The sequence below is a fragment of the Nocardia asiatica NBRC 100129 genome (assembly GCF_000308415.1).
Lineage (GTDB): Bacteria > Actinomycetota > Actinomycetes > Mycobacteriales > Mycobacteriaceae > Nocardia > Nocardia asiatica.
Map to the genome: position 1 here is coordinate 16477 of NZ_BAFS01000470.1, position 6475 is coordinate 22951.

A 6475-nucleotide genomic window follows, 5' to 3' on the forward strand; every position below is an offset into this window, starting at 1 on the left:
ACGGTGCGATCGGCTACCTGTGGCGGTCTTCCTTGGTTCCTATGCCGAACAGCCCCTCACGCAGCTGAGCCGGGGTCTGCCCGAACTGCCGCTGGAATGCCTCTCGGAACCTGCGTGTCGTGGTGAAGCCGACCTCGGACGCGATCCGGTCCATGTCGACGGGCAGTGGCGTGGACAACCGCCGGCGTGCGAGGTCGAGGCGGATCTTGCGCAGCATAGCGCCCGGTGTGCGGCCTTCGGTCGCCTTCAGTACGGTGTGCAGCGTCTTCAGCGACATCCCGCACATTTCGGCGATGGCTTCCGGCGTCACCGTCGGGTCGCATGCTTTTTGTTCGATGAGAATACGTGCGCGTCGAGCCTCCTTCGCGCGTTCGATGTCCCTCGCGGTTCCGCTCACCGCGATGGCCCGGTCGGGGGCGAGTCCACCCTCGAGCAGCGTCAGCGCACTTGAGAATGTGTAGGTGAAATCTGCTGTGGTCCAAGGTTCTTCGCTGTCGGCGAGCTGACGCACCACGCTGTCCAGCGCGCGCACCACGGGCCGCTTCTCATCCAGCACGAGCGGGATGTCTTCGGAGCGGGTCAGGCGGATCGACTTCTCCGGGACGGTCATGATCAACGCACTGATCAACTTGTCGTGCGTCATGTACACAGGGCTTCCCCAATGGAAGAAGCCGATCATTCCCGGCCGGAATACTTCTTTGGAATCGCCCTGTGCCAGTTTGAAACAACCTTCCAGCGGGATGAGCAGTCGGTAACCGTAGTCACCGTCACCGCGCACATCTCGTTGCGAGCGCTGGTAGTCGAGGGCGCCGGACTCGAACCTGACGACTTGGAACTCGCCGACGCTCTGGCCCAGCGCGGACGATCTGAAGTCGTCGTCATGGAAGGCGAGTCCCACCGACCCCTGCCTCGAATGGATGTAGTCGTGCCAGCGACCGGCCCGGTCGGCAGGTGACTCGTCATCTCTCATGTCGAAAGGGGCCTGCCGGTATTCCGGATCGGTCACGCGCAAACCCCTCTCGCACACCCCCACGCAAGCTACAAAACCGACCACGAACTTACAAGATCGTCGAGTGGCCGCGTGGTGAAGACGGCCATCCGGTGAGGTGGCCGATCACTGAAGGTGTGCTAGCGAGACCCGTGTCGAGTTACATCCCCGGTACCGCCGGAAGATCGAGGGAAGGTGCTCTTGGGGAATACGACCGGGAGCGTGGACAACGCCCGATGGAACGGTCCCGGTCGCCACTGCAGCTGGGACGGCGGCACCGCCAACCGCATCTCGGGCAGGGCATCCAGCAGCTGGTCGATCGCCTCCTGCACGATCAGCTCCGCGATCGGGCGTGCCGGGCAGGCGTGCGGGCCCGTACTGAACGCCAGATGCGACCGGTTGTCGGTGACGTCGCCCGTCCGGATGGCTGGGTCGTTGTTGCAGGCGGCCATGCTGATCACTACTGGCTGGTGGGCCGGCAACCAGGAACTGTCGAGCAGGACCGGCTCGAGCGGATAGCTGATGCAGTAGTTCGACATCGGCGGATCGTTGAACAGCACCTCGTCCAGAGCATCCCGCGTGGACTTGCTCCGGGCGAGGATTTCTCCGGCGAATCGCTCGTCGGTCAACAGCAGCAGCATGGTGTTCACGATCAGGTTCAGCGGCGGTTCGATTCCGGCGGCGTACAGCAGCACCAGCTGGTGCAGCATCTCGTCGTCGTCCAGCCCTACCGGATGCTCGATCAGCCAGCTGGTGACATCCGCGCCCGGATTGATGCGTTTGAACCGGGTCAGTTCCAGCAACGCCTCGGAGAGCATTCGATTGCCGCCCTCGGCATCGACGGTGTCGAAGATCGCCGCCATCCCGATCGCCGCGCGTTGGCTCAGCACCTCGGGGCTGCCGAGCAGCGCGTTGAGTGTCCCGAAGAGGACGGGTAGCGCATACTGGCTCACCACATCGCAGTGCCCGTCCGCGCGGAACGAGTTGATCTGCGCGATGGCGATCTGCTCGATGGTCGCGTGCAGCCGGTGCAGATCGACCTTGTCCAGGGCACTCGCTGCCGCCGACCGGTACCCTGCGTGGTCTTCGCCTGCGCTGCGAATGGGTTCGGGCCGCCACTCCATCATGGGCCGGATCGGACAGCCGGCGGGAATGTCACGTTCCCACACGCGCGGATCGGAGGGGAAACGCTCCGGGTCGTGCAGGATTTGCAGTGCGGCGTGATATCCGATCACCAAGGTGGCCGGAACACCTGGCGCCAGGTCCACCGGCGCCAACGAGCCGAAACGGCGCCGCATATCCCGGTAGAACTTGTGCGGATCGGCCGCGAACTCCTCGGAGTAGAGACGCACTCGCGGACTATCGAAGTCGCTGGGCGACGCTATCGGAGTGGTTTCGGTGTCGGAGATCATCGCTGGTTCCTATGGGGTTGTCGAGAGTGAAGACCACCGCCGGGGTCGTGAACCGGCGGGAGGAGGTTGCCGTCACGTCCGTCCCAGGATGCTCACGAACGCTCGTCCCCCGGCGGCGCCTGGGCTGACCCACGCCCAGACAGGTCGAAGTCCTCTTCTCTGGAAGTTGCCGAAAGTGTTTCTGGCACAGTAGGTTCCGGCACCATCCGGTCTCTACCGTTTTCTTGTAAGTTTGCGGACAATTTTTGTAGCCGGGGCCGACGGAAGCAGGTTTCCACTGCTGATCGATCTACGCGCACGCGTAATGTCCGGTGCATGGCCTGCAGGATCACCGAACTCGTCATCGACTGCGCCGACCCGCGACGGCTGGCGGACTTCTGGTGCGAGGTGCTCGACTACGTCGAACTCGGCTGGGACGGCGACGCCCTGGAGATCGGCCCGCCCGGAACCGGCTTCGGCGGGCCGCAGCCTACGCTGGTGTTCATTCGCAGTACCGAGCCGAGGCGCGGAAAGCTGCGTGTACACCTCGACGTGAATCCCACCGACCGCGATCAGGATGCCGAACTCGAGCGGCTACTCGCCGCCGGTGCGCGCCGGGTCGACATCGGCCAGCCCGGCACCGCTTCGTGGCATGTGCTGGCCGACCCGGAGGGGAACGAATTCTGTCTGCTCCGCCGCCGGGTCGAGCCGCCGGAAGGCCTGCCGGGCACCCGGTGACGTCACCTGACCCGGGCGCAGCATCCGGCGTGAGCGCATGAGCCTGGACTACGACCCGGTCGCCGAGGTCGAGAACACTCGCGCGCGACCTCGGCGGTCCGGCTCATCGGAAGTCGGCCGCGTGATCCTTCGCCCACTGCGCGAACGTACGCGCGGGGCGGCCGGTGATCTCCTCGACCAGCTTCGACACCGGCGGCGGTGCGATGGTTCCCGCGTGCCATCCGGCCAGGATCGCCTCGATTCCGATCGGCGGCACAGTCTTGCTCAGTTCCACGCGCGCCTGTTCGACCGATACCACCTCGATGGAGATTTCGCGGCCGATTGCCTCCCCGATGCGCCCTACCTGCTCACGCAGCGTCAGCGCTTCGGGACCGAGCACGGTGTAGGCGTGACCGTGGTGGCCCGGTTCGGTCAGCGCGGTCACCGCGACCGCCGCCATATCTTTCTCGTGGATAGGCGCGGTCCGCGCCTCCGGATACGGCAGGCGGGCGACAGCCCTGTCGCGAATGGATTGCTGCCACCACCACAAGGCGTTCGTCGCGAACATGCCCGGGCGAATGAATGTCCAGCTCAGGGCAGACTTTTCGAGAGCCGACTCGACGGCCGTGTGCAGCCGCGCGATGGGGTTGTGTTCGGCCCCGGGCAGCAACACGGCCCCGGAGGAGAGCAGCACAACGTGCCGGACGCCCGCGGACTCGGCCGCCGCCACGAATCCGTCGATCCCGTCGGGTTTGGCGTAGAGGAATACTCGCTGCGCGCCTTCCAATGCGGCGGGCAGTGTCTCAGGCCGTTCGAGATCGGCCGCGACGACGTCCGCTCCGGGCGGGAAGAGTCCCGTATCGGGATTCCTGCTCGTCAGGCGGACCCGCTCACCCTTCGCGGTAAGCCCCGCCGCGACGTGACGGCCTACATTTCCGCTGGCTCCGAATATGACTGTGACCATGCCGGCAGCGTAGGACGGGAAGCTTTCGGATAGTAAGGACGTACCTTGAAGTAAGCTCCTGATATGGCTGTACGTTTGCAGGCACAGCAGGCCGCCGCGCCGAGACGGAGTGACGCATTCAACAGTGACTGCCCGGCGCGCGAAGTGCTCGATCACCTCACAAGTCGTTGGGGCACACTGATCTTGACCGCGCTGGACGACGGGCCGCTCCGCTTCTCGGAGCTGCACGGCATAATCGGCGGGATCAGCGAGAAGATGCTGTCGCAGACCCTGCGTACTTTCGTCCGGGACGGCCTTGTCGAACGAACCGTGGAACCGACCACACCTCCACGGGTCAGCTACGAACTCACCACACTCGGCCAGGGGCTCACCGGCTCACTTCAGCAATTCCTGGCCTGGATCGGCCGGCACGCCCCGGAGGTCATGGCCGCCCAGCGCCGCTACGATCGCGCGAAACAGTGAACCGCTGATCGGGCGGGTGACTGCTTCGGGATGTCCGATAGTGCGCCCACTCATCAGGCCGAAGCCGGGATAGACCCAGCGCACTGGGCCAGTGGCGGCATGCGTCGTTTCATGTTGGCCGCGGCCGGGCTGACGCTGGCGCCGATCCTCGACCGTCTCGGGCCACCAGACCAGTCGTCCGCCGGTTCGGATCGAGCCGTAAGTCCGCCGATCCAGGTGTCGGGCACCGGCGGCGCGACTGCTGCGCGCCTGCCGACCAGCGCGACGGCCATAACAATTCGAGTTAGTCGGCCCCCGCGTCGAGCCTGCCGACGATCAGCCCCGTCAATGCGGCGATCGCGTCGTCCATGCGGACCCGCTCTCGATTCAGTTCCGCGGCAATCGCTTCGGCCGCGCCGAGCGCGCCGACGCAGTGCAGCCGAAGCGCGTCGCCGGTGAGGTCGGAGTGCGGGGCCAGTGCGGCGACCATCAGATCCGTGTAGCTGTCGTACATCTCGCGCTGGATGGCCTCCATCTCCGGATCGCCCTTCAGCGCGGCGGAGACCGCGGCGAACTCCGGCATGTCGGTGGCACAGGAGAAGTAGGCAGTGCTGATGACGCGCGCGATCCCGGCGGCCGTCGGCTCGGCCGATCGCAGCGCCTTCGTCGTGACAGCCCGGTGTCGCTCATCGAGTCGTCGATAGAGCGCGAGCAGCAGGCCGGGCCGGGTGCCGAAGTGGTCGTACACGATGGGCCTGCTCACTCCCGCGGCCTCCGCGAGGGTGGGCAGGCTCAGTCCGTCGGCGCCGGTGTCGCGCACGATCCCCATCGCCGCGTCGAGCAGCTGCGCCCGGCGGGCCTGCTTGGACAGACGAGTCGGTGTCGTGGTCATCGTCCTCCTCTTGCGTACTCGAGTCAGTTTAGCTACAAACAGTAGGTTACAAAAAGTAGCCTAACTGAAAGGGAGAATCGTGGAGCGCATGGCGTCGGTCCTGATCTTGGGTGGGTACGGGCAGGCGGGCTCGGACACCGCCGCCCTGCTGCGTCGGCGGCACCCCGGACTACCACTGACCATCGCGGGCCGCGATCACGAGCGGGCGCGGCGGGTGGCCGACGAACTCGGCGGCGCCACGGCCGTCACCATCGACCTGGATCGTGAAGACCTCGGACTGCCCGCCGAGCAACGTTTTTCAGCGGTGGTCGCGATGCTGTGGGACCGTCGCCTGAACGGACTGCGCTACGCCCAGGATCATGGGCTCCCGTACCTCAGCATCTCCAGCGGCCTGGTCGATATCGGTCCGGAGGTTGTCGCAGGCGCGCAGCGCGCGACCGCCTCACCCGTCCTGGTGGCCAGTCACTGGGCCGCAGGGCTGGTCACACTCGCCGCGATGGACGCGGCGCGCGCCTTCGGACGGGTCGACACCGTCAGGGTCGGCGCCGTCCTCGACGAAACGGACTCGGGCGGGCCCGCCGCGCACGCCGACCTCGAACGCTGGGCGAAAGCCGCCCCGGCCGGCCTCGTACGCCGCGACGGCGTCTTCACCTGGGTCACCGGCTCGGACATGGAGGCGACCGTGCGCACCGCCGACGGCACCGACCAGCCCGCCCAGAACATCGCCATCCTCGACGTGACCAGCATCGCCCTCGCTACGGGCGCCCCGAACGTCAGCTTCGCCTTCACCGTCGGGGAATCCGCGGGCAGGCGCGGCGGCGGTCCCGCCTCTGTCGAGGTCCGCATCGACCTCGACGGAGTGTCCGCCGCAGGCGCCCCCTTGGCCGCCACCCGAACCGTCGTCCACCCAGCAGGCCAGCGCCCCATCACTGCTCTCGGCATCGCCCTCGGCGTCGAACGGCTCCTCGGGCTTCGCGGTGAACCGGTAGCGCCCGGCATCCACACCCCGGAGTCCCTGCTCGACCCGTCCTACGTCGTCGAGCAGTTGAAGGACATCGGGACCACGTTCACCGACGCGTAAT

General features: G+C 66.5%; 7 protein-coding genes. 3 read left to right on the forward strand and 4 right to left on the reverse strand.

Annotation, left to right across the window (positions count from 1 at the left end):
• Positions 1–13 precede the first annotated feature (13 nt).
• Both ON27_RS37580 and ON27_RS37585 read right to left on the reverse strand, forming a co-directional pair.
• Positions 14–1006, reverse strand: a complete 993-nt coding sequence (locus ON27_RS37580) for an AraC family transcriptional regulator (RefSeq protein ID WP_157227904.1) — start codon at positions 1004–1006, stop codon at positions 14–16.
• Between the two features lie 122 nt (positions 1007–1128).
• The gene (locus ON27_RS37585; RefSeq protein ID WP_306306982.1) at positions 1129–2340 is read right to left on the reverse strand and encodes a cytochrome P450 family protein; all 1212 of its coding nucleotides are present in this window, start codon (positions 2338–2340) and stop codon (positions 1129–1131) included.
• A gap of 375 nt (positions 2341–2715) precedes the next feature.
• Here ON27_RS37585 and ON27_RS37590 point away from each other — a divergent pair, with 375 nt between their 5' ends.
• Positions 2716–3117 (forward strand): VOC family protein, encoded by a 402-nt coding sequence (locus ON27_RS37590; protein ID WP_043738629.1) that lies wholly within the window; start codon positions 2716–2718, stop codon positions 3115–3117.
• Positions 3118–3220: 103 nt separating this feature from the next.
• Here ON27_RS37590 and ON27_RS37595 read toward each other — a convergent pair whose 3' ends face one another.
• Complete coding sequence (locus tag ON27_RS37595) at positions 3221–4216, reverse strand: NAD(P)H-binding protein (RefSeq protein WP_245560549.1); 996 nt, start codon at positions 4214–4216, stop codon at positions 3221–3223.
• Here ON27_RS37595 and ON27_RS37600 point away from each other — a divergent pair.
• Positions 4124–4522: a winged helix-turn-helix transcriptional regulator gene (locus tag ON27_RS37600; protein ID WP_043738632.1), complete on the forward strand. Its 399-nt coding sequence runs from the start codon at positions 4124–4126 to the stop codon at positions 4520–4522. The two genes, ON27_RS37595 and ON27_RS37600, sit on opposite strands and share 93 nt — an antisense overlap.
• 283 nt (positions 4523–4805) lie before the next feature.
• On the opposite strand, the gene ON27_RS37605 is transcribed toward ON27_RS37600, so the two are convergent.
• On the reverse strand, positions 4806–5393 hold the full coding sequence (locus tag ON27_RS37605; protein ID WP_043738633.1) for a TetR/AcrR family transcriptional regulator: 588 nt from the start codon (positions 5391–5393) through the stop codon (positions 4806–4808).
• 88 nt (positions 5394–5481) lie between these two features.
• Here ON27_RS37605 and ON27_RS37610 point away from each other — a divergent pair, with 88 nt between their 5' ends.
• Positions 5482–6474 carry a saccharopine dehydrogenase family protein gene (locus ON27_RS37610; RefSeq protein ID WP_218003115.1) on the forward strand — a complete coding sequence of 331 codons (993 nt, stop codon included), beginning with the start codon at positions 5482–5484 and terminating at the stop codon, positions 6472–6474.
• Position 6475 lies beyond the last annotated feature (1 nt).

Coding starts and splice junctions, on each gene's coding strand:
- ON27_RS37600 (WP_043738632.1), top strand. CDS start 4,124: ATGGCTGTACGTTTGCAGGCACAGCAGGCCGCCGCGCCGAGACGGAGT.
- ON27_RS37590 (WP_043738629.1), top strand. CDS start 2,716: ATGGCCTGCAGGATCACCGAACTCGTCATCGACTGCGCCGACCCGCGA.
- ON27_RS37605 (WP_043738633.1), bottom strand. CDS start 5,393: ATGACCACGACACCGACTCGTCTGTCCAAGCAGGCCCGCCGGGCGCAG.
- ON27_RS37610 (WP_218003115.1), top strand. CDS start 5,482: ATGGCGTCGGTCCTGATCTTGGGTGGGTACGGGCAGGCGGGCTCGGAC.